Genomic DNA, 22,386 nt, shown 5'->3' with positions numbered 1-22,386 from the left:
GCGGCCGGCGTCCACAGGCGCAGGTTCGGTTCTCGTCGGCGTCACGCGGGTTCGGTTCTCGTCGGCGTCGCGCAGGGGCGCTTCACGTCGGGGTCACGCAGGCGCTTCACGTCGGCGCTGCATGCCGGCGCGGGCAAGACGCCCTCTCGGGGTACGGCTGAGGGGGTGTCCCACCCGGCCCGGGTGGGACACCCCCTCACGCGTTGTCTTCGACTGCGGGCGCCCGCAGGGCTACTGACCCCGCGGGGCTACTGCCCCTGCTCGTCTCGGCGTCGCTGCCAGCGTTGTTCGATGCGGTCCATCATGGAGCGGCGCTGTCGGCCCTGGTGGCGTGCGGCGGGTGCGCCGGGCGCGGCCGGCTGTTCACCCGGCTTGGGAGCCTTGCGCCAACCGGTCACGGCAAGCACCGCGCAGCCCAGCATGACAAGGAAGCCCACCACGCTTACCCAGATCTGCTTGGAGGCCACTCCGGCCACGAGGAGCGCGATACCCACCAGGAAGCCAGCGACCGCCTGGTAGACCCGTCGCCGGGTGTACGTACGCAGCCCGCTTCCCTCAAGCGCTGTCGCGAACTTGGGATCTTCGGCGTACAGCGCTCGCTCCATCTGCTCGAGCATTCGCTGCTCGTGCTCCGAGAGCGGCACGGCGTCCTCCTCATCGTGCAGTCGCCGGGGCGACCGGGGGTCCCCTTCAGGATAGGCAGGGAATCGCCCCCGTGAAACCCGCCCCTCTGCGCCAATTCGCCAACCGGAACCCGCCATGGCACCCCGATTCACTGAGGCGTGCATTCCCCAGCAACCGGCCCGTCATGCCGGACGGTCTCCCTCGATCATACGGCGCCGAGCGCCCGATCGGGTGGCGTGTGGCGTACTCCATCTGCCGCCCCGCCCCTGATCAGGGGCGCAACATGAGAGGCGGCTCACCCCTCGTCGGCCCCCTGCGCCTCACCGAGCACATGAAGCTGCGTGGCCACGGAGTGGAACGCGGGGAGTTCGGCGGCCGCCGCCTCGAGCTTCAGGAGGGCTTCCACGGCACCTGGCTCGGTGTCCACGAGGACGCCGGGGACCAGGTCCGCGAAGACCCGTACGCCGTGCACGGCGCCGACGCGCAGACCCGCGCCCTCGACGAGCGCGGTGAGCTGGTCGGCGGTGAAACGGTGGGGTACGGGATCCCCCTCGCCCCAGCGTCCGTCCGGGTCGTCGAGCGCCTGCCTGGCCTCCTTGAAGTGGCCGGCGAGGGCACGGGCGAGCACGGCGCCGCCCAGGCCCGCCGCGAGGAGGCTGAGAACGCCCTCGGGGCGCAGCGCGTCCACCACGTTGCGCACGCCGTCGGCGGGGTCGTCCACGTACTCCAGGACCCCGTGGCACAGCACGACGTCGTAGCCACCGCGCTCGACGACGTCGAAGAGGCCGTGGGCGTCACCCTGGACACCCTTGACACGGTCGGCGACCCCGGCCTCGGCGGCCCTGCGCTCCAGCGCGAACAGCGCGTTCGGGCTGGGGTCGACGACGGTCACACGGTGGCCGAGGCGGGCCACGGGCACCGCGAAGTTGCCGCTGCCGCCTCCGGTGTCGAGGACGTCCAGGGACTCCCGCCCCGTGGCCTTGACCCGACGGTCGAGAGCGTCCTTGAGGACCTCCCAGACCACGGCGGTACGGAGAGAAGCGCGGGGGCGCGTCGGGTCCGGCACGGCAGTTGACTCCTCGGAGCGGCACCGCCTCTTGCGCGGCGGAGCGATCGGGGGGCCTCCCGGCAGGAGGCTTCAGGCGCCTCCACCCTATTGCCTCCGCCGTCGTACCCGACCCTGCGTCTCACCCGGTGGATCACGCGTCGGATCAGGCATCGGATCAGGCTTCGGATCGCGCGGCGGATCACGGAGTCAGCTCGCGTCCGGGACCTCCCTGTCCCCCCTGTGCTCCCTGCCCTCCCCGTCTCCGTCCCCCTCCTCCTCTCCGTTGCGACGGGGCTGGGGCAGCACGGGTTGCAGCACCAGCATCCGCTCGACGAGGCGCAGGAACATCGCCACGTCGCGTATCAGGTCGTCGGCGTCGCGGGTGCCGGCCGCGCCCCGGATACCCGCCTCGGCACGGGCGCGCCGCTCGGCTCCGGAGGCGAACAGGGCGCTCCACTCGGTGAGTTCGGGCGCGATCTCGGGGAGCACTTCCCAGGCGCTCCGGATGCGGGCGCGGCGTCGGGATGTGGGCTCCGGGCGGCCCCGGGCGGCGAGGACGGCGGCGGCGGTGCGCAGGGCCGCCAAGTGCGCCGTCGCGTAGCGCTCGTTGGGTGTTTCCAGGGCGGTCGCCTCGTCGAGGCCGGCGCGGGCCTGGGCGAGCAGGTCGAGGGCGGCGGGCGGGGCCGTGGTCCGGCGGAGCACGGGGTGCACGTCGCTCGCCGGGCCGGTCAGTGAGGGGGCAGGGCCGGTGGCGCGGCGCCGGTGGGCGGCTGCTGCGGAAGAGGTGGCCATGACGAACCTCCTGTCGTCTGTGTGACGGCACTGTGGCCGTATGTGCCCATCGTGAGGTATGCCACTGACAATCCGTTCTGACCTGGGCCTTTGCTTCGATCGAAGGTTCGGGTTAGTTTTTGCACTGACCAGTCAGTTCAAAAATGTTCAGGGGATGGGGACGCTGTGGACGGTCCGCACGGACTCGGTGTCACGGCCAGGGACTTCGGACTCGAGGGCCCTCGCGGCCGGGCGTTCCGCGGGGTCGGTGTCGATGCGGGGCCCGGCTCGCTGATCGCGGTCGAGGGGCCGTCCGGCTCGGGCCGTACGTGCCTGCTGCTCGCGCTCACGGGCCGGATGCGGTCCACCGAGGGGACGGCCACCGTGGGCGGGGCCACGCTGCCGCGGCAGATGGCCGCGGTGCGTCGCGCGAGCGCGCTGGCCCATGTCCCGGGCGTCACCGACCTGGACCCCGCCCTGACCGTCGGGGAGCACCTGCTGGAACGGGCGCTGCTGCAGCGGCGGTTCGGGGGGTCTCTGAAGGACTCCCTGCGCGGGCCGCTGCGTCCGCGAGCCGAGCGGGCGGCCGAGGGGAAGCTGCGGATCGACTCCGCGCTGGCCGCCGCCGGCCTGGACCGGGAGGCCCTGCCCAAGGGCTCCCGGACCGCCGTACGCGACCTGGAGCGGCTCGAAGCCCTGCGGCTGTCCGTCGCGCTGGCCCTCGTCGGCCGCCCGGGGCTGCTCGGCGTCGACGACACCGACCTCAAGTTGTCGGATGCCGAACGGGCCGAGGTCTGGGCCCTGTTGAAGTCGATCGCCCAGTCGGGCACCACGGTCGTGGCGGTGTGCGGCGAGGCTCCCGACGGAGCCGTCCGCGTGTCCACCCGCCCGACCGACCACACCAGCGAGACCGACGACAAGGAGACGGCCGATGCGCTCGCCGAGACTGGCCGTTCTTGAGCTCAGGCGCTTCGGCCGGGGCAGACTCCCGCGCGCCGCGCTGGTCGCGCTCCTGTTGCTGCCGCTGCTGTACGGCGCCCTCTACCTGTGGTCGTTCTGGGATCCGTACGGCCGGCTGGACCGCATCCCCGTGGCGCTCGTGAACGACGACAAGGGGGCGAGCGTCGCGGGCAAGAAGCTCTCGGCCGGCGAGGACATCACCAAGGGGCTGCGCGACAGCGACACCTTCGAGTGGCACGAGGTGAGCGCGGCCGAGGCCCGCCGAGGTGTCGAGGACGGCACGTACTACCTGTCGCTGACCATGCCGTCCGACTTCAGCCGGAGGATCGCCTCCAGCTCCGGGGAGGCTCCGGAGACGGGCGCCCTCCAGGTGCGTACGAACGACGCGAACAACTACATCGTCGGGCAGATCTCGCGGACGGTGTTCGGCGAGGTGCGCACGGCGGCGTCCACGAAAGCCTCCCGGTCGTTCCTGGACAAGATCTTCATCTCGTTCTCGGACATCCACGGGGCGACCGAGAAGGCCGCCAAGGGGGCCGACAAACTCAGCGGTGGGATCAGCAGGGCCCGGAAGGGCTCCGAGGACCTCGCCGACGGCCTGAAGGACGCCAAGGAGGGCAGTGGCAAGCTCTCCGGGGGCCTGCGGAAGCTCGACAAGGGCGCTGGCGACCTGGCGGACGGCTCGCGGCAGGTCGCCGACGGCACGGGGGCGCTGGCCGAGAAGGTCAACGGGGTCGCGGACAAGGTGGGGCCCTTCTTGAAGGACAACGAGAAGTCGATCGGCGACACGGCCCGGCTCGTCGCCGACTCCGCCGCGGGGATCCGCCACAACCTCGACACGCTGGTGAAGACGGCCCCGGCCGCCGCCAAGGGCGCCCATACGGCGTCCGACGCGCTGAGCGCCGTCTACAGGGCACGCTGCGAGACCCTGCCGTTGCCCGACGCCGCGTGCCCCGACCTGAAGAAGGCCCGGCAGGCGGCCGCGGACGTGGCCGAGGTCGCCGACGACGTGAACACGCTCATCGGCGACCAGAACGGCGATCTCGACCGGCTCGACAAGAACCTGGGCACCCTGCAGAAGCAGGCCCAGGCCCTCGCCGACCGCTCGCCGCACCTCTCCGAAGACCTCACCGACGCCGCCTCCAAGGTCGACAAGCTGAACGAGGGCGCCGAGAAGGTCGCCGCGGGGGCCAAGAAGCTGCGCACGGGGCTCGGCACGGCCAAGACCGGCGCGGCGGACCTCGACACAGGGGTCGGCAAGCTGAAGACGGGCGCGGGCACCCTCGACGAGGGCATGTACAAGCTCGTCGGCGGCTCGGGGCAGCTCGCCGGCGGGCTGCACGACGGCGCCGGGCAGATCCCCGACTACGACCGGCAGGACCGCGACCTGCGCACCCAGGTCATGGCCGACCCGGTGAAGCTCGCCTCCAAGGACCTGCACAAGGCGCCCAACTACGGCACCGGCTTCGCCCCGTACTTCATCCCGCTGTCCCTGTGGGTGGGCGCGATGGTGGCCTACATGCTGATCCAGCCGCTGAACCGGCGCGCGCTCGCGGTGGGTGCCTCGGCCTGGCGCATCGCGCTGGCCGGCTGGCTGCCGGTGGCCGCTCTGGGCGTGCTCCAGACGGTGGCCCTGATGTCCGTGCTGCACTGGGCGATCGGCCTGGAGATGGTGCGGGCGGCCGGGACGGTCGGCTTCCTGTGCCTGGTGACGGCGTGCTTCGCGGCGCTCGTGCAGTGGCTGAACGCACGCTTCGGAGCGGCGGGCCGGATTCTCGTACTCGCCCTCCTGATGCTCCAGCTGACCTCGGCCGGCGGCACGTACCCCGTCCAGACCAGTCCGGGCTTCTTCAACGCGATCCACCCCTTCTTGCCGATGAGTTACGTCGTCGAGGCCCTCCGCAGGCTCATCACGGGCGGCGGTCTCGGACCGGTCTGGCAGGCGTGCGCCGTCCTCACGGCGTTCACCGCGGGCGCGCTCGCGCTCACCGCCCTGTCGGCACACCGCAAGCAGGTGTGGACCCTCGACCGTCTGCACCCCGAGCTGAGCCTGTGACAATCAGGGCCATGGAAAGCAGCAGCACCACGGCAGGCGGCGGCCGTCGCGAGGCGACCCGGCAGAAGCTCTACGAGGCGGCGGTCACCCTCATCGCGGAACAGGGGTTCTCCGCCACCACCGTGGACGAGATCGCCGAGCGGGCCGGAGTCGCGAAAGGCACGGTCTACTACAACTTCGCGAGCAAGTCCGTCCTCTTCGAGGAGTTGCTGCGGCACGGCGTGGGGCTCCTCACCGCCTCCCTGCGGGAGGCCGCCGAGCGCACCGAGCGGGACGGCGGCACCAAGGTCGACGCACTGGACGCGATGATCAGGGCCGGTCTCGCCTTCATCAACCGCTACCCGGCCTTCACCCAGCTCTACGTGGCCGAGCTGTGGCGCACCAACCGGGCCTGGCAGTCCACGCTCATGGTGGTCCGGCAGGAGGCGGTCGCGGTCGTCGAGGGCGTGCTGCGCGAAGGGGTGGCGAACGGCGAGCTCAGCGACGAGATCGACGTTCCGCTGACGGCCGCCGCGCTGGTCGGGATGGTCCTGGTGGCCGCCCTGGACTGGCAGGCCTTCCAGCCGGAGCGTTCCCTCGACGACGTCCACGCGGCGCTGTCGCGGCTGCTCCAGGGCCGCGTGAGCGGCAACCGGTGAGCTGACGGAGCTCGGTACGGAAACGGGAGTACGGCCAAGCGCCGGTCCGAGGTGGCCGCGTCCCCCGCGGGCCACCTCGAACCGGCGCTTGGCCGTACTCCCCCGTACTCCCCCGTACTCCCCGTTGGGCCCCCGTTCGGTCGTCCCCCGGGTTCCCCCGTGCCTCGCTCCCGCCGACGGAGTCGGCGGAAGGAGCGGCCAAGGGCGCGAGGACCGTTCCGCCGCCCCGTGTCGGCGGTGCCGGAGCCGCGCCCCTTTCCGTGCCTCCACTCTCTCTTTCGCGCAGGTCGGGCCCCATCCGCGCGCGTACTCATCTCACTCACTAGGTACGGATACTCAGTCGTACGCACTCATGCCCAGGCCGTGCCGTCGTCAACTGGTTACGATCGCGTCCGTGTCCGTACTCCCCCTGGTCTTCACCAGCGGCTGGGCCAGTGGCATCAACGCGTACGCGGTGGTGCTGCTCCTCGGCATCTTCGGAGCGACCGGTCTGAGCGACGACGTCCCGGAGTCCCTTCAACGCCCTGAGATCCTGATCACAGCGGGCGTTCTCTTCCTGTGCGAGGCGGTCGCCGACAAGATCCCGTACGTGGACTCGGTGTGGGACTCGGTGCACACCGTGATCCGCCCCGCGGCGGGGGCGTGGGTCGGCGCGCTGCTCGCCGGGCAGAGCGGTTCGCTCTCCGATCTGGCGGCGGGCGCGATCGGCGGTTCGACGGCATTGGCGAGCCACACGGTCAAGGCCGGGACGCGGATGGCGATCAACACCTCGCCGGAGCCGTTCAGCAACTTCGTCATGAGCACCGCCGAGGATCTCGGGGTCGCCGGGATCCTGACCTTCGCGATGTTCCACCCCGAGGCCGCGGCGATCATCGCGGGCGTGCTGCTGCTCGCGGGACTGCTGGCGCTCTTCTTCCTGATCTCACGGATCCGCCGGTTCCTGCGCCGCAGGGCCCAGCGCCGGGAGGAGAAACGCCTGGCCGAGCGGGTGGGACAGCCACCCGACTGAGCACCGCGGGCCGGGCTGTCAGTGGCGGCCGATAAAGTCGCTGGCATGGGACGGATTGCGGTGATCGGCGCCGGGATGGGCGCGATGGCGGCCGCCGCCAGGCTGGCCGTCGCGGGCCACCGGGTGGTGGTGTACGAGCGCGCGGCGACGTACGGCGGGGCGGTGCGCCGCTTCGAGCGCGACGGCTTCACGTTCGACACGGGCCCGGGGCTGCTCCCCCTGCCCGCGGTCTACCGCGATCTGTTCGTCAAGACGGGCAAGGAGCCCCTGGAGGCGTGCGTCGAGCTGGTCCAGGTGGACCCGTCCTCGCGCCATGTCTTCGCCGAGGGCACGGAGGTCGATCTGCCGAACGCCTCGCGCGCGGGCGTCGTCACCGCCCTCGACGAGGCCCTCGGGGCGGGCGCGGGCGCACGGTGGGGCGACTTCCTGGTGCGGGCACGCGAGGCCTGGGACCGCACCCGCAGGCCGCTCCTGGAGGAGCCTCTGTGGCCGAACTGGTCGGTGCTCGCCGAGCGCGAGCCCTACCCCTCGGTGCCGCACAAGAAGCTGCTGCGCACCCGCCGTGCCACGACCCTCGCCGAGGTCGGCGCCTGGGAGTTGCGCGACCCGCGCCTCACGGCGCTGCTGGAGAGTCACGCCCTCGCCCACGGGCTCGATCCGCGCGTCGCCCCGGCGAGCGCGGCCGTACTGCCGTACATGGAGCACGCCTTCGGCACCTGGTATGTGCGCGGCGGCATACGGGAGTTGGCGCGCGCGGTGTACGAGCGGTGCGTGGCCCGCAGGGTCGAGTTCGTCTTCGGTGCCGAGGTCACCGGGATCGTCGAGAAGGACGGCCGGGCGACGGGTGTGGAGCTGGCCGACGGCGAGGTCGCGGACGCCGACTTCGTGGTCGCCGGTGTCGCGCCCGGAGCGCTCGACACCCTGGTCCCCGGGACGGCGCTACGGGGCGGTGACGAGATCGCGCCGCAGCGCGGGGCGCCGAGCAGGCTGACCGTGCTGCTGGCGCTGCGCGGAGGGCGTCCCGAGGGGGTGGCACACCGGACGGTGGTGCACGCGGCGGACCGTACGGAGGAGCTGGACCGCCTCTTCGGTGAGCGTCCGGGGTTCTCCTCCTCGCCCACCGTGACGGTGTCGCGCCCGGACGACCCCGCCCTCGCGCCGGGCGCGGAGCACGAGGCGGTCACGCTGAGCGTCACCGTCCCGTCGGGCCTGTCGGTGTCCGAGGCAGACGTGGAGGGGGTGCTCGGTGTCGCCGAGCGCGCGATACCGGGCCTGCGCGACCGTCTGCTGTGGCACGAGGTCCGCACTCCGGCCGACTTCGCGGAGGAGACGGCCGCGGACGGTGGCGCCGTCCCCGCACCGGCGCTCGCCGCGGCGGACGGAGGGCTGCTGCACGCGTCGAACACCACCCGTATGCCGGGGCTGTTCGTGGTCGGCGGCTGGGCCCACCCGGGCGGTGGCCTCCCGCACGCGGGCATGTCGGGCGCCCTGGTGTCCGGACTGATCGTGGAGGGACCGCAGTTCCGGGGCTCTCAGTGAGCGCACCGGCCCGCCGAAGGCCGCCCGGGGAGGGCGGCCTTCAGTACCGGTACTGCTCGTCGTACCCGGCGCCGTTGGCGTTGCCGTTGCCCTGGTACGGGTAGGGCTGCTCCGGCGGGAGTTCGCCGCCGTAGGGGTCGTCGGTGTTGCGCTGCTGCGGAACCCAGACACCGCCGGCCGGGGTCTCGCCGCCGTAGCCGCCGGTGGCGTACTGGTCCTGGCCGTAGCCCTGCTGCTGTTGCGTGTACTGCTGGTCGCCGCCGCCGTAGGTCGTGTCGTACGAGGCGCCGCCGTAGGTCTGCGTGCCGATGTACGGGTCGGAGTAGGCCGCGTACTGCTGCTGGCCGTTGTCGTAGCCGTACTGCTGCTGGTCGTACCCGGTCGAATAGCCGTCGTACGCGTAGGCCTGCTGGTCCTGGGACTGGGCCGCGGCGGCGTAGGACTGCTCGGTGGCGGCCGCGTAGGCGGTGTCGCTGTAGACGCCGTAGGAGCCGGTGTCGTCGGGCAGGGGCTGGGGCTCGTACACGGCGGTGGCCTCGGCGGCTGTCAGGTCGCCGGAGCCGGGCGGCATGAACCGGTCGGAGTGCGCGGGCGAGAACACGTCGTCCTCGCGGGTGAAGTCGTCGCCCTGGGCATACGCCGCGCCTCGGGCCACTCCTTCGGCCCTGGCCTCGGCGCCCTCGGCCGTTTCGAGGTCGGAGACCTCCAGCGCCGGGTCCTGGTGGTCCTCACCGCGGCGTCGCTTGCTCTTGCCGAAGCCCTTGCCGTCGCCACTGTCGGCGGCCTGCCGGTTGCCCACGGCCCAGCCCTCCGCGAACCCGCGGCGGAACGACAGGGTGACGTACGTCTGGCCGACCGCGAAGGCCGCCGCGCCGAGCCCGATGACGATCACGGAGGGAATCAGCACGCCGAAGACGACACCGAGGAAGCCCACGAACGCGAGCAGGCGCCAGCGCAGCCGCGCCTTGTACTGCAGCAGGACCTCGCCGAGCAGCCACAACGCGACGATGCCGAACGCGATATAGAGGACCGTCCAGCCCATGTACGCCCCTCTCCCAGTGGCCGCTACGCAGTGTGTCGTACGTGGGTGCGACCGGTCTAGGCCTGCTGCGGATGGTGCAGGCCCAGATTCTCGTAGATTTCCAGCGTCGCCGTGGAGTTGTTGAGCGTGATGAAGTGAAGTCCGGGGACTCCCTCGTCCAGCAGCCTCGCGCAGAACTCCGTCGCGAACTCGATCCCAATGGAGCGTACAGCCGCCGGATCGTCTTTGGCTGTGAGGATCCGCTCTTTCAGGACGTCCGGGAATGAAGCGTTGCTGAGCTTTGGAAGTCGTTCCAGCATCTTCACACTCGTCACCGGCATGACCTCCGGGATGACCGGTGTCGTACAGCCGGCCGCCACCACCCGGTCACGCAGGCGCAGATACGACTCGGGCTGGAAGAACATCTGGGTGATCGCGTAGTCGGCGCCGGCCCGGCACTTGTCGACGAAGTGCGCGACGTCCACGTCCCAGTCCGCGGAGCGCGGGTGCATCTCGGGGAAGGCGGCGACGCCGACACAGAAGTCGCCGGACTCCTTGATGAGACGGACGAGTTCGGCGGCGTAGGTCAGGCCCTTGAGGTGCGGGACCCACTCGCCCATCGGGTCGCCGGGCGGGTCGCCGCGGACCGCGAGCATGTTCCGGATGCCGGCGTCGGCGTACTGGCCGATGATGTTGCGCAGTTCGGCGATGGAGTGGTTGACCGCGGTGAGGTGGGCGACCGGGGTGAGCGTCGTGTCGGCGACGATCTGCTCGGTCTCCTTGACCGTGCCCGCGCGGGTGGAGCCACCGGCACCGTAGGTGACGGAGACGAAGTCAGGGGCGACGGCCTCGACGCGGCGCAGCGCGTTCCACAGGTTCCGCTCGCCCTTGGGGGTTTTCGGCGCGGAGAACTCGAACGAGTACGTCGCCTTGCCGGTGGCGAGCATGTCGCGCACGGTGCGTGCGCGATCAGTCCTGGTGGAAGCAGATCCAAGGGCCATACCCGCAGGTTAGTCAGGGGGCGGCGGTCTCCCAACCGAACCGACGCCAATTGTCCGATTTGTCGACTTCTTGTCCACCCCTCGGACACCTGTGGGGACAACCGGTCCGATGGTCGCTCGGACCATCGACGCGCCCCGGGGCACGGCCCGTGCCTGACACCGCCGCCGCTTACGCCTGACGCAGCCGCTTCGCGAATTCCGCCGCCGCCGCGCCGGGATCCGCCGCCTCGGTGATCGCCCGTACGACGACGACACGGCGGGCGCCCGCCTCCAGGACCTCGTCGAGGTTGCCGAGATCGATGCCGCCGATGGCGAACCAGGGGCGGTCGGTGGCGAGGGAGGCCGTGTAACGGACCAGGCCGAGGCCCGGGGCGTGGCGGCCTGGCTTGGTGGGGGTGGGCCAGCAGGGGCCGGTGCAGAAGTAGTCCACACCGTCCTGGACGGCGGCTGCCGCGGCCTCGGACTCGGCGTGCGTGGAGCGGCCGATCAGGACCTCGTCGCCGAGGATCGCGCGGGCGGCGGGGACCGGGAGGTCGCCCTGGCCCAGGTGGAGTACGTCGGCGCCGATGGCGTGGGCGACGTCCGCCCGGTCGTTGACCGCGAGGAGCTTGCCGTGGCGGGCGCAGGCGTCCGCGAAGACCTGGAGGTGCTCCAGTTCCTCGGCGGCCTCCATGCCCTTGTCGCGCAGCTGCACGATGTCGACGCCGCCGGTCAGGACCGCGTCCAGGAAGTCGGCGAGGTCGCCCTGGCGCTTGCGGGCGTCCGTGCAGAGGTAGACGCGGGCGTCGGCGAGGCGGGTCCGGGCGGCGTTCTCGGGCATGCGTGTGTCCCCCGTGGTGCGGGTGCGTACGGATGTCGTACGCACCCTACGGACGTGGTGCGGTGCGTACGGACCGCGGCGGCCGGGGTGGTCCGGGGCCGGCCGTGGTCCGTACGCCGGACGGTCGTTCGAATCAGACGGCGAGCGCCTGGGCGCGGCGCTTCACCTCCGTGCCGCGATTCTCGCTCAGAGCCTGCGCGGGGGTGCCGGGCAGGCTCGGGTCGGGGGTGAAGAGCCACTCGAGCATCTCTTCGTCGGAGAAGCCGTCGTCCCGCAGGAGCGTCAAGGTGCCGGTCAGGCCCTTGACGACCTTCTGCTCGTCCCCGTCGATGAAGGCGGCGGGGACGTGCAGCGCGCGGTTCTCACCACGGCGTACGGCGATCAGCTGGCCCTCCTTGACCAACTGCCGGACGCGGGTCACCTCGACGCCGAGCTGTTCGGCGATGTCGGGGAGGGTGAGCCAGGCGGGGACGAGAGCATCGATCTTTGCGTCAATCTCGGTCACGGGACAAGCCTGCCATCCCGGACTGACACTCGGTACCCGGGCGCCCCCCGGACCGCCGTCCGGGCGACGCAAACCGGGCGGTCAGGCCGCGGCGTCCTTCAGAGGGCGGGACGGGTCGGCCAGGATGTCCGGGTTCATGGGCATGCCCGCCTCGATCAGGCGGCGGCCCTGGGCCAGGTCACGGGGACGCCCCACGGCCAGCAGGGCGACGAGGCGGCTCTCGCGGAGCCAGCACACCGTCCAGGCCGCGCCCGACGGGTCGCCCCGCCAGATGGTCGTATCGGCGGGGGCGTGATGGCCGACGTACTGGACGAAGCGGCCGAACTGCTCGGACCAGAAGTACGGGACCGGGTCGTACGCCGCCGGGGCCTCGCCGATGATGTTCGCCGCGACCGTGCGCGGCGCCTGGAGGGCGTTGTCCCAGTGGTGGACGAGGAGGCGCTCCTCGTAGCGGCCCGACGGGAAGGAGGCGCAGTCGCCGACCGCGTAGACGTCCGGCACGGAGGTGCGCAGGTGGTTGTCGGCGACCACTTCCCGGTGGGCGCCGAGCTCGATGCCGGAGCCCGCCAGCCAGGCGGTGGCGGGGCGCGCGCCGATGCCGACGACCACGGCGCCCGCCGGCACCCGCGAGCCGTCGTCGAGGACCACCGCGCCGGGCTCGACGCGCTCCACGCGCGCGTGGGTGCGCAGCGACGCGCCGCAGTCCGCGTACCAGGCGGTCATCGGCGCGGCCACCTCCGCGGGCAGCGCGCCCGCCAGCGGCCGGTCGGCGGCCTCGACGACCGTGACCGCGCACCCGGCCTCACGTGCCGCCGTCGCGAACTCCGCGCCGATCCAGCCCGCCCCGACGACCACGATGTCGTGCTGCTGGGCGAGCACGGGGCGCAGCCGCTCGGCGTCGTCCAGGGTCCGCAGCAGATGGACGCCGGGGACGCCCTCCGCGCCCGGCAGCTGGATCGGTTCCGCGCCGGTCGCGAGGACCAGGACGTCGTAGGGCACCGGTCCTGCCTCGGTGTCCAGCTCGTGGTCCGCGGGGCGCAGGCCCAGCGCCTCGCAGCCGAGCCGCAGTTCGATGTCCAGCGCCTCGAAGTCGATGTCGAAGGCGGAGCCCTCGGCCTTGCCGAGCAGCACCGCCTTGGACAGGGGTGGCCGGTCGTACGGCTGGTGCGGCTCGGCGCCGATCAGCGTCACATCCCCGGTGAAACCCTGCTCCCGCAGGGCGACCGCCGTCTGTACGCCGGCCATGCCCGCGCCCACGATGACGACCCGCCGTGCCGTACGCCCCTGCGCCCGCACCTGTGCCCGCGTCTGCTCGCTCACCTGATCACCATAGACAACTGACAATCTGTCAGTCAGGGGACGTGCGCAGTGACCTGTTCCACAACGCTCGTACCGCTCCCGTCCTGGGACTCCCACTCCCAGGTCTCCTCCAGGCGCAGCCGTCCGTCGGGCAGCTCCACGACCACGGACACGCAGTGGCCCGACGAGGTGCTGCCGTCGTGCTTCAGCTGCACGTACCGGAAGTCGAGGCGGTCGCCCTCCCGCGTCCCCACGAGGTGACCGCGTGCGACGTCCCCGCCCGTGTACTCGGCCCAGATCTCGCCGTCCTTCTCGTGGTACGTGAACCGGGTGCGCGTGCCGACCTGCCCGGGGGCCTGGTCGGCGACCGGGGCGAGGACCAGGCCGTCGAGCGTACGGGCCATGGACGGAGGCTCCCTTACTGAGACATACGGCAGCGGGCTAGGGTGGCCAATGTGCTGCATCTCCGGGGGCGACCCCCGGACCCCGGCACAAAAGATTACTCGCGGGAGCCTGGACGCACCGGGCTGAGAGGGAGGCTGGCGGCCTCCGACCGTACGAACCTGATCCGGGTCATGCCGGCGAAGGGAGGGGCTGGACGCCCATGTCGCCTACGCGTACACCTGCACGTTCCTCGGATGCGCCGTCATCGGACGCACGTGCGTCAGACGTCCTCGTCATCGGGGGCGGGATCATCGGTCTCGTGACCGCCTGGCGGGCCGCGCAGCGCGGGTTCACCGTCACGGTCGTGGACCCCGAGCCGGGCGGCGGGGCGGCACGGGTGGCCGCCGGAATGCTCGCCGCCGTCACCGAGCTGCACTACGGCGAGCAGACCCTGCTGGGCCTGAACCTCGCCTCCGCGCGCCGCTATCCCGACTTCGCCGCCGAACTCACCGAGGCGAGCGGCCAGGACCTCGGCTACCGCCGGTGCGGCACGCTGGCCGTCGCGCTGGACGCCGACGACCGGGCTCACCTGCGCGAACTGCACGCCTTGCAACACCGCTCGGGGCTCGAATCGGAGTGGCTCAGCGGCCGGGAGTGCCGCCGTCTGGAGCCCATGCTCGCGCCCGGCGTGCGCGGCGGGCTGCGGGTCGACGGCGACCACCAGATCGACCCGCGCCGACTCGCGAAGGCCCTGGTCACGGCGTGCGAGCGGGCCGGAGTGGAGTTCCACCGGACGTGGGCGGAGCGCTTGACCGTCGTACGGGACCGGGCCGCCGGGGTCGTCACGACGGGCGGTGAGCAGCTGGCGGCGGGGCAGGTGGTGCTCGCCGCCGGGAGCCTCAGCGGGAAGCTCCCGGGCGTGCCCGCCGAGGTACTGCCGCCCGTGCGGCCCGTGAAGGGCCAGGTGCTGCGGCTGACCGTGCCGAAGCGGTACGCGCCGTTCCTGAACCGGACCGTGCGGGCCGTGGTGCGCGGCAGCCAGGTCTATCTGGTGCCGCGGGAGAACGGTGAGCTCGTCGTGGGCGCCACCAGCGAGGAGCTGGGCTGGGACACGACGGTGACCGCGGGCGGGGTCTACGAACTGCTGCGCGACGCCCACGAGCTGGTGCCCGGGATCACCGAGCTGCCGCTCACCGAGACGCGCGCGGGCCTGCGGCCGGGGTCGCCCGACAACGCGCCGCTGCTCGGCCCTACCGCGCTCGACGGGCTGCTGCTGGCCACCGGGCACTACCGCAACGGCGTCCTGCTCACGCCCGTCACCGGGGACGTCATGGCGCACGTCCTGACCACCGGCGAGCTCCCGGAAGAGGCCCGCCCCTTCACCCCCGGGCGCTTCAGCACCGCACTCACGGAGCAGACCGTATGAACATCTTCGTCAACGGAGAGCGACGGCTCGTCGCCGCCGACACGGCCCTCGACTCGCTCGTCGCCACCCTCACCGTCGCGCCCTCCGGCGTCGCCGCCGCGCTCAACGAAACCGTTGTCCCGCGCACGCAGTGGTCGTCCACGGCCCTCTCCGAGGGAGACCGCGTCGAAGTCCTCACCGCAGTCCAAGGAGGCTGAACCATGGCCGACGATCCGTTTGTCCTCGCAGGTACGTCCTTCTCGTCCCGGCTGATCATGGGTACGGGGGGTGCGCCCAGCCTCGACGTCCTGGAGCGGTCGCTCGTGGCGTCTGGCACGGAGCTGACGACGGTGGCGATGCGGCGGGTGAATCCCGCGGCGCACGGCTCGGTGCTGTCCGTGCTCGACAAGCTGGGCATCCGGGTACTGCCGAACACGGCGGGGTGTTTCACCGCGGGCGAGGCCGTGCTGACCGCGCGGCTCGCGCGGGAGGCGCTCGGTACGGAGCTGATCAAGCTGGAGGTCATCGCCGACGAGCGGACCCTGCTGCCGGATCCGATCGAGCTGCTGGACGCCGCCGAGACGCTGGTCGACGACGGGTTCACCGTGCTGCCGTACACCAACGACGACCCTGTGCTCGCGCGGAAGCTGGAGGACGTGGGGTGCGCGGCGGTCATGCCGCTCGGGTCGCCCATCGGGTCCGGTCTCGGCATCCGCAACCCGCACAACTTCCAGCTGATCGTGGAGCACGCGCGTGTGCCCGTGATTTTGGACGCGGGGGCCGGTACGGCGTCGGATGCGGCGTTCGCGATGGAGCTGGGGTGTGCGGGCGTCATGCTGGCGTCGGCCGTGACCCGGGCGCAGGAGCCGGTGCTGATGGCCGAGGGCATGAAGCACGCGGTGGAAGCCGGGCGGCTCGCCTGGCGTGCGGGCCGGATTCCTCGGCGGCACTTCGCCTCCGCGTCGTCTCCTGCGGAGGGGCTGGCGCGGTTGGATCCTGAGCGTCCTGCTTTCTAGGCACCCGGCGCTGGTGTGTTTATTCTCCCGCCCGCGCACCGCCCGTTTCCAGTCGGCTGGAAAGTGTGCGGCGCCTGTGGGGGCGGGGCGCTGTTGGCGGCTGGGGGGTGGCGGTGCAGGGTGCCTTACATGCGCTGTGCACGGCATGCGGACCGGATCGATCAAGCGTGCGAGATCCGTCACAGGTCGGCTGCAGTCCCGCTCCGGAATTGGCCGGAAGGGTGGGGGTGACAGTGGCGGCTCGTAGACTCGCCTGCGTGGATACGACCCTTCAGGACCCGCTTGTCGGGCAAGTGCTCGACAGCCGCTACCGCGTCGACGCACGGATCGCGGTCGGCGGGATGGCCACGGTCTACCGGGCCCTGGACACCCGCCTCGACCGCGTGCTCGCGCTCAAGGTGATGCACCCGACGCTGGCCGCCGACGGCTCGTTCGTCGAGCGGTTCATCCGGGAGGCCAAGTCGGTGGCCCGGCTCGCGCACCCCAACGTGGTGCAGGTCTTCGACCAGGGCGCGGACGGGTCGTACGTCTATCTGGCCATGGAGTACGTCGCCGGCTGCACCCTGCGCGACGTGCTGCGCGAGCGCGGGGCGCTGCAACCGCGGGCCGCCCTGGACGTCCTGGAGCCGGTCCTCGCCGCGCTCGGCGCCGCGCACCGCGCCGGGTTCGTGCACCGCGACATGAAGCCGGAGAACGTCCTGATAGGGGACGACGGCCGGGTCAAGGTGGCCGACTTCGGCCTCGTCCGGGCCGTGGACACCGTCACGAACACGACAGGGGCCGTCCTTGGCACCGTGTCGTACCTCGCCCCCGAACAGATCGAGCACGGCACCGCGGACACCCGCGTCGACGTCTACGCCTGCGGGGTCGTCCTCTACGAGATGCTGACCGGCGGCAAGCCGTATTCCGGGGACTCCCCCGCCCAGGTGCTCTACCAGCACCTGCACGCGGATGTGCCGCCGCCCTCGGCCGCCGTGCCCTCGATGCCCTACGCCCTCGACGAGCTGGTCGCCGCGGCGACCGCCCGCAACCCCGAGGTGCGCCCGCACGACGCGGTGGCGCTGCTCGGCCAGGTCCTCCAGGCGCGGGCCGGTCTCACCGCCGAGCAGCTCGACGCCATACCCCCGCAGGCGCTCGCCGTGGGGCACGACAACGCGGGCGACCGTACGAGCGTGATCCCGCGCTCGCTCTCCGTGCCCCGCCTGCTGCCGGTGAACGAGGGTTACGAGGATGGCGGCGCCGGCGACGGCGGCGGCGACCCGGTGAACCGGACCAGTCGGTTCGAGCAGACCAGCCGGTTCGAGTCCGGACCGCCCGCTCCCCCGCGGCGCGGCTCACGGCCCCGGCGCGGGATGCTCGCGATCATCGCCGCGGTCGTACTGGTGCTCGGGCTCGGCGCGGGCGTCTGGTACATCAATTCCGGCCAGTTCACCAAGGTCCCGCTACTGCTGGCGAAGACCGAGGCGCAGGCCAAGACGCGGATCGAGCAGGCCGGTCTCGACGTCGGGCAGGTCAAGCACGCCTACAGCGACACCGTGAAGCGCGGCGCCGTCATCAGCAGCGACCCGGCGCCAGGCGCCCGCATCCGGGACAACGACTCCGTGACGCTGACCATCTCCAACGGCCCGGAGACGGTGAAGGTGCCCGACCTGACGGGACTCGCGCTGTTCAAGGCGCGGGAGGTCCTGAAGGGGGACGGGCTCGCCGCGGGCATGGTCACCCGGGAGTTCAACCAGGACGTTCTCAAGGGCTTCGTGATCAGTTCGGATCCGGGCGCGGGCACGGAGCGGCACGCCGGTTCGGCCATCGCCCTCACCGTCAGCAAGGGCAGCCCGGTGGAGGTCGCGGACGTCACGGGCGCGTCCGTCGCGGACGCCACCTCGGAGCTGGAGCAGGCGGGCCTGAAGGTGAAGATCGCCACCCAGCAGGTCAACTCGGAGTTCGACCAGGGCCAGATCGCCCAGCAGTCGCCGAAGGCGGGCAGCCAGGTCGCCGACGGCGACACCGTCACGCTGACCGTCTCCAAGGGCCCCGAGCTGGTCTCGGTGCCGGACGTGGTGGGCGACAGCGTGGACGACGCGACGAAGACGCTGGAGGACGCCGGGTTCCAGGTCAACGAGGACCGCGGGCTGCTCGGGCTCTTCGGGGACCACGTCAAGAGCCAGTCGGTGGAGGGCGGCAAGACCGCGCCCAAGGGGTCGACGATCTCCATCGAGATCCGCTGAGACCACGGCAGCGCTGAGACCACCACAGCGCTGGGTCCACCACAGCGCTGAGACCACGGCAGCGCTGAGGCCTCGGCCATGCCGGGGCCACGGCAGCGAGGTCCGCCGACGGGCCGTCCGGGTGCGCGTGACACCCTGAAGGGCGTGACCAGCAAGCAGCTCCGCAACCCCGTCGGCGGCCATGTCCCCGTGGCCGGCGGCCTCAGCTCCGTCGGCCTGACCTACGCACGCGAGATGGGCGCCGAGACCGTCCAGGTCTTCGTCGCCAACCCGCGCGGCTGGGCGACGCCCGTCGGCAGTCCCCGCCAGGACGAGGAGTTCCGGGCGGCCTGCGCCGCCGAGTCGATACCCGCGTACGTCCACGCCCCCTATCTGATCAACTTCGGCTCGCACACCGAGGCGACGGTCGAGAAGTCCGTGGAATCGCTGCGGCACTCCCTGCGGCGCGGCCGGGAGATCGGGGCGCTCGGCGTGGTCGTGCACACCGGGAGCGCCACCGGGGGGCGGGAACGGTCCGTCGCGCTGCAGCAGGTACGTGAGCATCTGCTGCCCCTGCTGGACGAGCTGACGCACGACGACGACCCGTATCTGCTCCTGGAGTCGACCGCGGGCCAGGGCGCCTCGCTCTGCTCGCGCACCTGGGACTTCGGGCCGTACTTCGAGGCGCTGGACGCCCATCCGAAGCTGGGCGTGTGCCTCGACACCTGCCACATCTACGCGGCGGGGCACGACCTGACCGGGCCGAGCGGCATGCACCAGACGCTCGACCTGCTGGTGGACACGGTCGGCACGGGCCGGCTCAAGCTGATCCACGCCAACGACTCCAAGGACGTGGTCGGCGCCCACAAGGACCGTCACGAGAACATCGGCTCCGGCCACATCGGCGAGGACCCGTTCCGCGCGCTGATGACCCACCCCGCCACCGAGGGCGTACCCCTGGTCATCGAGACGCCGGGCGGGAAGGAGGGGCACGCGGCGGACGTGGAGCGCCTGAAGAAACTCAGGGACGGCTGACGCCGCCCCGAAAGGCGGGCCGGGTCAGAGCTCGGGGCCGTCCCCGGGCTCCTCCTGGTAGGAGTAGCGCTGTTCGCGCCAGGGGTCGCCGACGTTGTGGTAGCCGCGCTCCTCCCAGAAGCCGCGGCGGTCGGCCGTCATGTACTCGACGCCGCGCACCCACTTGGGGCCCTTCCAGGCGTAGAGGTGGGGGACGACGAGGCGGAGCGGGAAGCCGTGCTCGGCGGTGAGGAGTTCGCCGTCCTTGTGGGTGGCGAAGATCGTGCGGTCGGAGACGAAGTCGTCGAGGCGCAGATTCGAGCTGAAGCCGTACTCCGCCCAGACCATGACATGGGTGACGGTGGGCGCGGGCGGGGCGATCTCCAGGATCGTGCGCGCCGGGATACCGCCCCATTCGGCCCCGATCATGCTGAACTTCGTGACGCAGTGCAGATCGGCCACGACCGAGGTGTACGGCAGGGCCGTGAACTCCTCGTGGGCCCAGCAGTGCTTCTCACCGTCGGCGGTGGCGCCGAAGACCCTGAACTCCCAGCGTTCGGGACGGAACTTGGGTACGGGACCGTAGTGCGTGACCGGCCAGCCGCGCTGCAGTCGCTGCCCCGGCGGAAGCTCCGACTGTGCCGCTTCTCCCGTTCCACGTCCCACCGGCTGACCCATGACTCCATCCTGACAGACCCAGGACAGTGCACATGACCAGCCCAGTACGGAATCGTGCAACTCGTACTAAGTGTGCACTTACTGGACGACCTGGGATGCCGATGCAAGGATGCGGCGAAATCTGCCCAGTCCCTCGCTTGGAAGGAGCCTCTGCGATGCAGGGCGACCCCGAGGTCATCGAATTCCTCAACGAGCAGCTGACCGGTGAGCTGACCGCGATCAACCAGTACTTCCTGCACGCGAAGATGCAGGAGAACTTCGGCTGGACGAAGCTCGCGAAGTACACGCGCCACGAGTCATTCGACGAGATGAAGCACGCGGAGGTGCTCACCGACCGGATCCTCTTCCTGGAGGGCCTGCCGAACTACCAGCGGCTCTTCCACGTCCGGGTGGGGCAGACCGTCACCGAGATGTTCCAGGCCGACCGGCAGGTGGAGGTCGAGGCGATCGACCGCCTCAAGCGCGGGATCGAGGTGATGCGCAACAAGGGCGACATCACGTCCGCGAACATCTTCGAGTCGATCCTCGAGGACGAGGAGCACCACATCGACTACCTGGACACCCAGCTGGAGCTGGTGGAGAAGCTCGGCGAGGCGCTCTACATCGCCCAGGTGATCGAGCAGCCGGAGAGCTAGGCGGCTTCTTCCAGGCTCTGCGCCGGGGACAGCTCGGTCAGTACCGGCTTGCCCTGTTCGGCCAGCTCACGGCGGGGGCAGGCGCCACGGCCGAGGATCGCCTGGATGCTGCGGACGCAGGAGCCGCAGTCCGTGCCCGCCTTGGAGGCGGAGGCTATCTGGCGGGGCGTGCAGGCGCCGTTCTCCGCGTGCTGCCTGACCTGCTGTTCGGTGACTCCGAAGCAACTGCATACGTACACGCGGTTCACCTCCCGGCGGGATTGATGTCTGATGCCGTCCCGTTGACCGGTGAGGCAAACCTAACCTTACCCATCACTCAGGAACCGCAAAAGTGGGAGGGGGCGCGGATCGTATGTGATCCGCGCCCCACTTCACTCAGGTGTAACAGGCGAACCCGTCACTGGTCCCTGTACATCTCCGCGACCAGGAAGGCCAGGTCGAGGGACTGGCTGCGGTTCAGACGCGGGTCGCAGGCCGTCTCGTAGCGCTGGTGGAGGTCGTCGACGAAGATCTCGTCGCCGCCGCCCACGCACTCGGTGACGTCGTCACCGGTGAGCTCGACGTGGATGCCGCCCGGGTGCGTGCCCAGACCCTTGTGGACCTCGAAGAAGCCCTTGACCTCGTCGAGCACGTCGTCGAAGCGGCGGGTCTTGTGACCGGAGGCCGCCTCGAAGGTGTTGCCGTGCATCGGGTCGGTCACCCAGGCCACCACCGCGCCCGAGGCCGTGACCTTCTCGACCAGCTCGGGGAGCTTGTCGCGGACCTTGTCGGCGCCCATCCGCACGATGAAGGTCAGCCGGCCGGGCTCGCGGTCCGGGTCGAGGCGGTCGATGTACTGGAGCGCCTCCTCGGCCGTCGTCGTCGGGCCGAGCTTGATGCCGATCGGGTTGCGGATCCGCGAGGCGAACTCGATGTGCGCGCCGTCCAGCTGCCGGGTGCGCTCACCGATCCACACCATGTGGCCCGAGACGTCGTACAGCTGTCCCGTACGCGAGTCGACCCTGGTCAGCGCCGCCTCGTAGTCGAGGAGCAGGGCCTCGTGGGAGGCGTAGAACTCGACGGTCTTGAACTCCTCCGGGTCGGTCCCGCAGGCCCGCATGAAGTTCATCGCGTTGTCGATCTCCCGCGCCAGCTGCTCGTAGCGCTGCCCGGACGGGGAGGACTTCACGAAGTCCTGGTTCCAGGCGTGCACCTGGCGCAGGTCGGCGTAGCCGCCGGTGGTGAAGGCGCGCACCAGGTTGAGCGTGGAGGCGGAGGCGTTGTACATCCGCTTCAGGCGCTCGGGGTCCGGGATGCGGGCCTTCTCGTCGAAGTCGAAGCCGTTGACCGAGTCGCCGCGGTACGTCGGCAGGGTCACGCCGTCGCGGGTCTCGGTCCCCTTGGAGCGCGGCTTGGAGTACTGGCCGGCGATGCGGCCGACCTTCACGACCGGCACCGAGGCGGCGTACGTGAGTACGGCGCCCATCTGGAGCAGGGTCTTGAGCTTGTTGCGGATGTGGTCGGCCGACACCGCGTCGAAGGCCTCGGCGCAGTCGCCGCCCTGGAGAAGGAACGCCTCTCCCTTGGCGACGGACGCCATCCGGGCGCGCAGCTGGTCGCACTCGCCCGCGAAGACGAGCGGCGGATACGACTCGAGGTCCGCGATCACATCGCGCAGAGCCTCGGCATCGGGGTACTCGGGCTGCTGCGCCGCGGGCAGGTCTCGCCAGGTGTTGCCAGCGCTTGCGCTGGGCTTAGCGTTCACGGTCACCCTGACAAC

At 71.3% G+C, this 22,386-nt stretch carries 23 protein-coding genes and 1 riboswitch; of the genes, 11 read left to right on the top strand and 12 right to left on the bottom strand.

Translation table 11 applies throughout. The features are described 5' to 3' along the window. Nucleotides 1-248 precede the first annotated feature (248 nt). The 3 genes from AQJ27_RS07705 to AQJ27_RS07695 form a co-directional block, all read right to left on the bottom strand. Nucleotides 249-644, bottom strand: a complete 396-nt coding sequence (locus tag AQJ27_RS07705) for a DUF3040 domain-containing protein (protein ID WP_067363707.1) — start codon at nucleotides 642-644, stop codon at nucleotides 249-251. A 275-nt stretch (nucleotides 645-919) separates the two neighbouring features. Further along, on the bottom strand, nucleotides 920-1,690 hold the full coding sequence (locus tag AQJ27_RS07700) for a methyltransferase (RefSeq protein ID WP_067363704.1): 771 nt from the start codon (nucleotides 1,688-1,690) through the stop codon (nucleotides 920-922). Between the two features lie 189 nt (nucleotides 1,691-1,879). After that, a complete protein-coding gene (locus AQJ27_RS07695; RefSeq protein WP_067363701.1) occupies nucleotides 1,880-2,464 on the bottom strand; it encodes an SAV_6107 family HEPN domain-containing protein in 585 nt (194 codons plus the stop codon). A gap of 165 nt (nucleotides 2,465-2,629) precedes the next feature. On the opposite strand from AQJ27_RS07695, the gene AQJ27_RS07690 reads away from it, so the two are divergent. From AQJ27_RS07690 to AQJ27_RS07670, 5 genes are all read left to right on the top strand, one after another. Next, nucleotides 2,630-3,403 (top strand): ATP-binding cassette domain-containing protein, encoded by a 774-nt coding sequence (locus AQJ27_RS07690; RefSeq protein WP_067363698.1) that lies wholly within the window; start codon nucleotides 2,630-2,632, stop codon nucleotides 3,401-3,403. After that, nucleotides 3,375-5,459 carry a YhgE/Pip family protein gene (locus tag AQJ27_RS07685; protein ID WP_067363694.1) on the top strand — a complete coding sequence of 695 codons (2,085 nt, stop codon included), beginning with the start codon at nucleotides 3,375-3,377 and terminating at the stop codon, nucleotides 5,457-5,459. Before AQJ27_RS07690 ends, AQJ27_RS07685 begins: the two co-directional genes overlap by 29 nt. Nucleotides 5,460-5,470: 11 nt before the next feature. Further along, nucleotides 5,471-6,097 carry a TetR/AcrR family transcriptional regulator gene (locus AQJ27_RS07680; RefSeq protein ID WP_067363691.1) on the top strand — a complete coding sequence of 209 codons (627 nt, stop codon included), beginning with the start codon at nucleotides 5,471-5,473 and terminating at the stop codon, nucleotides 6,095-6,097. 394 nt (nucleotides 6,098-6,491) lie between these two features. Further along, nucleotides 6,492-7,106: a DUF4126 domain-containing protein gene (locus tag AQJ27_RS07675; protein WP_067363688.1), complete on the top strand. Its 615-nt coding sequence runs from the start codon at nucleotides 6,492-6,494 to the stop codon at nucleotides 7,104-7,106. Nucleotides 7,107-7,151: 45 nt separating this feature from the next. Continuing rightward, entirely contained in the window at nucleotides 7,152-8,645 is a 1,494-nt protein-coding gene (locus AQJ27_RS07670) for a phytoene desaturase family protein (RefSeq protein WP_067363685.1), read from the top strand. 40 nt (nucleotides 8,646-8,685) lie between these two features. Here the strand turns inward: AQJ27_RS07670 and AQJ27_RS07665 are convergent, their stop codons facing one another. The 6 genes from AQJ27_RS07665 to AQJ27_RS07640 form a co-directional block, all read right to left on the bottom strand. After that, complete coding sequence (locus AQJ27_RS07665; RefSeq protein ID WP_067363682.1) at nucleotides 8,686-9,687, bottom strand: SCO2102 family sporulation regulator; 1,002 nt, start codon at nucleotides 9,685-9,687, stop codon at nucleotides 8,686-8,688. A 56-nt stretch (nucleotides 9,688-9,743) separates the two neighbouring features. Continuing rightward, nucleotides 9,744-10,667, bottom strand: a complete 924-nt coding sequence (gene metF, locus AQJ27_RS07660; RefSeq protein WP_067363679.1) for a methylenetetrahydrofolate reductase [NAD(P)H] — start codon at nucleotides 10,665-10,667, stop codon at nucleotides 9,744-9,746. Between the two features lie 169 nt (nucleotides 10,668-10,836). Next, nucleotides 10,837-11,487, bottom strand: coding sequence for a thiamine phosphate synthase (gene thiE, locus AQJ27_RS07655; RefSeq protein WP_067363675.1), 651 nt, complete (start codon nucleotides 11,485-11,487; stop codon nucleotides 10,837-10,839). Nucleotides 11,488-11,620: 133 nt separating this feature from the next. Beyond that, nucleotides 11,621-11,992 carry an Rv2175c family DNA-binding protein gene (locus tag AQJ27_RS07650; protein ID WP_067363672.1) on the bottom strand — a complete coding sequence of 124 codons (372 nt, stop codon included), beginning with the start codon at nucleotides 11,990-11,992 and terminating at the stop codon, nucleotides 11,621-11,623. An 81-nt stretch (nucleotides 11,993-12,073) separates the two neighbouring features. Beyond that, entirely contained in the window at nucleotides 12,074-13,312 is a 1,239-nt protein-coding gene (locus tag AQJ27_RS07645; RefSeq protein WP_079064857.1) for an NAD(P)/FAD-dependent oxidoreductase, read from the bottom strand. Between the two features lie 32 nt (nucleotides 13,313-13,344). After that, nucleotides 13,345-13,695, bottom strand: coding sequence for an avidin-fold protein (locus tag AQJ27_RS07640; RefSeq protein ID WP_067363670.1), 351 nt, complete (start codon nucleotides 13,693-13,695; stop codon nucleotides 13,345-13,347). 91 nt (nucleotides 13,696-13,786) lie between these two features. Continuing rightward, nucleotides 13,787-13,898, top strand: a riboswitch (TPP riboswitch). Between AQJ27_RS07640 and thiO the strand changes: the two genes are divergently transcribed. The 5 genes from thiO (at nucleotide 13,896) to AQJ27_RS07615 (ending at nucleotide 19,335) form a co-directional block, all read left to right on the top strand. Next, complete coding sequence (gene thiO / locus AQJ27_RS07635) at nucleotides 13,896-15,101, top strand: glycine oxidase ThiO (protein WP_067363667.1); 1,206 nt, start codon at nucleotides 13,896-13,898, stop codon at nucleotides 15,099-15,101. (Overlaps the previous riboswitch by 3 nt.) After that, the gene (thiS, locus tag AQJ27_RS07630; protein WP_067363664.1) at nucleotides 15,098-15,298 is read left to right on the top strand and encodes a sulfur carrier protein ThiS; all 201 of its coding nucleotides are present in this window, start codon (nucleotides 15,098-15,100) and stop codon (nucleotides 15,296-15,298) included. Before thiO ends, thiS begins: the two co-directional genes overlap by 4 nt. Before the next feature lie 3 nt (nucleotides 15,299-15,301). Continuing rightward, a complete protein-coding gene (locus tag AQJ27_RS07625) occupies nucleotides 15,302-16,096 on the top strand; it encodes a thiazole synthase (protein WP_067363661.1) in 795 nt (264 codons plus the stop codon). A gap of 257 nt (nucleotides 16,097-16,353) precedes the next feature. Beyond that, complete coding sequence (gene pknB, locus AQJ27_RS07620) at nucleotides 16,354-18,321, top strand: Stk1 family PASTA domain-containing Ser/Thr kinase (protein WP_067363658.1); 1,968 nt, start codon at nucleotides 16,354-16,356, stop codon at nucleotides 18,319-18,321. Between the two features lie 78 nt (nucleotides 18,322-18,399). Continuing rightward, complete coding sequence (locus AQJ27_RS07615; RefSeq protein ID WP_425275189.1) at nucleotides 18,400-19,335, top strand: deoxyribonuclease IV; 936 nt, start codon at nucleotides 18,400-18,402, stop codon at nucleotides 19,333-19,335. A 24-nt stretch (nucleotides 19,336-19,359) separates the two neighbouring features. Here the strand turns inward: AQJ27_RS07615 and AQJ27_RS07610 are convergent, their stop codons facing one another. Then, on the bottom strand, nucleotides 19,360-19,992 hold the full coding sequence (locus tag AQJ27_RS07610; protein ID WP_067363655.1) for a sulfite oxidase-like oxidoreductase: 633 nt from the start codon (nucleotides 19,990-19,992) through the stop codon (nucleotides 19,360-19,362). 155 nt (nucleotides 19,993-20,147) lie between these two features. On the opposite strand from AQJ27_RS07610, the gene bfr reads away from it, so the two are divergent. Continuing rightward, nucleotides 20,148-20,627, top strand: coding sequence for a bacterioferritin (gene bfr, locus AQJ27_RS07605; RefSeq protein ID WP_054231521.1), 480 nt, complete (start codon nucleotides 20,148-20,150; stop codon nucleotides 20,625-20,627). Here the strand turns inward: bfr and AQJ27_RS07600 are convergent. Both AQJ27_RS07600 and AQJ27_RS07595 read right to left on the bottom strand, forming a co-directional pair. After that, on the bottom strand, nucleotides 20,624-20,875 hold the full coding sequence (locus tag AQJ27_RS07600) for a (2Fe-2S)-binding protein (RefSeq protein ID WP_067363652.1): 252 nt from the start codon (nucleotides 20,873-20,875) through the stop codon (nucleotides 20,624-20,626). The genes bfr and AQJ27_RS07600 overlap by 4 nt on opposite strands. A gap of 149 nt (nucleotides 20,876-21,024) precedes the next feature. Next, nucleotides 21,025-22,377, bottom strand: a complete 1,353-nt coding sequence (locus AQJ27_RS07595; RefSeq protein WP_054231523.1) for a class II 3-deoxy-7-phosphoheptulonate synthase — start codon at nucleotides 22,375-22,377, stop codon at nucleotides 21,025-21,027. Between the last annotated feature and the right edge of the window lie 9 nt (nucleotides 22,378-22,386).

This window comes from Streptomyces olivochromogenes (assembly GCF_001514115.1).
Classification (GTDB): Bacteria; Actinomycetota; Actinomycetes; order Streptomycetales; family Streptomycetaceae; genus Streptomyces; species Streptomyces olivochromogenes.
Note: the sequence above shows the minus strand (reverse complement) of the source record. Positions and strands in the feature narration are given on the sequence as shown.